This window comes from Monashia sp. HAY1-2A, from assembly GCF_056755315.1.
Map to the genome: position 1 here is coordinate 1 of NZ_JBNDHY010000303.1, position 1,210 is coordinate 1,210.

2 protein-coding genes are annotated in these 1,210 nt (G+C 74.2%); both read left to right on the top strand.

The annotated features are described in order from the left end of the window. The first annotated feature begins 45 nt into the window (after positions 1-45). Complete coding sequence (locus tag ACPYOM_RS21965) at positions 46-612, top strand: TetR/AcrR family transcriptional regulator (protein WP_481347585.1); 567 nt, start codon at positions 46-48, stop codon at positions 610-612. Positions 613-639: 27 nt separating this feature from the next. Further along, positions 640-1,158 carry a hypothetical protein gene (locus ACPYOM_RS21970; RefSeq protein WP_481347584.1) on the top strand — a complete coding sequence of 173 codons (519 nt, stop codon included), beginning with the start codon at positions 640-642 and terminating at the stop codon, positions 1,156-1,158. The last annotated feature ends 52 nt before the right edge of the window (positions 1,159-1,210 follow it).

Here is a 1,210-nt window from a genome sequence, read left to right on the forward strand (position 1 = left end):
TCCGTCGTCGGCAGCGTCAGATGTGTATAAGAGACAGAGCTCGGGCTGCGCCCGGAGCGCCCCGAGCGGGCCGACGCCGCGCGCAACCGCGAGGCCCTCCTCGACGCCGCCACGCGCCTCGTGGAGTCGTGCGGTGTCGACGCCGTGACGATGGACGCCGTCGCGGCGGCCGCCCACGTCGGCAAGGGCACGGTCTTCCGCCGTTTCGGCAGCCGGGCCGGGCTCATGGCGGCGCTGCTCGACCACAGCGAGAGGACCTGGCAGCAGCGCGTCATCTCCGGACCCCCGCCGCTCGGGCCCGGCGCCCCGCCGTTGACGCGGCTGCTCGCCTTCGGCGAGTCGCGCCTCGACCGCAACCTCCTGCACGGCGACCTCGTCGTCGCCGCGGTCGGGCGGTACGGCCGGTCGCTGCCGGCCGCGGCCTTCCACACCGCGCACGTCCGCGTGCTCCTCGCCTCGGCCGGCGTCGAGGGCGACCTGCCCGTGCTCGCCACCGCGCTGCTCGCCCCGCTCGAGGTGCCGATCCTGCGCCAGCAGCTCGACCTCGGCGTCGACCGCGACCGCATCCTGGCGGGATGGAGCGACCTGGCTCGGCGCGTCGTGCGCGGCTGACCCACGCCGCGGTGCTAGACCGACAGCGTGGAGATTCCGCGTTCGACCCTCGAGGGCCTCGAGGGGCCGGGTCCGGCGCGGACCAGCGCGTGGTCGCGCCGAGGTGCGGTGGCGGCGCTGCTCGTCGTCGTCCTCCTCGGCGCCACCGGTCTGCTCGGCGACACGACGCAGACGACCCGGGTGTCGGGCGACGGCATCGACCTGACCCTGACGTGGGCGACCTCCTCGCGGGCCGGCATGGACGTGCCCTGGGAGGTCAGCGTGCACCGGGCCGGCGGGTTCACCGGCGACATCACCCTCGCCGTCACGGGGAGCTACTTCGACATCTACGAGACCCAGGGCTGGCGCCCCGACCCCTCCGACTCGACGCGCGAGGGCGACACGCTCTACCTGACCTTCAGCAAGCCGCCCGGCGACACCCTCGTCGCGGCCTACGACGCCTACATCCAGCCCTCGAGCCAGGTCGGCCGCTCGGGGCACCTCGCCGTCCTCGACCGGGGCCGCGAGGCGGTGTCGTTGGACTTCCGCACCATCCTGCTGCCCTGACCGGCGCCGTCCGCCCTGTCTCTTATACACATCTGACGCTGCCGACGACGGA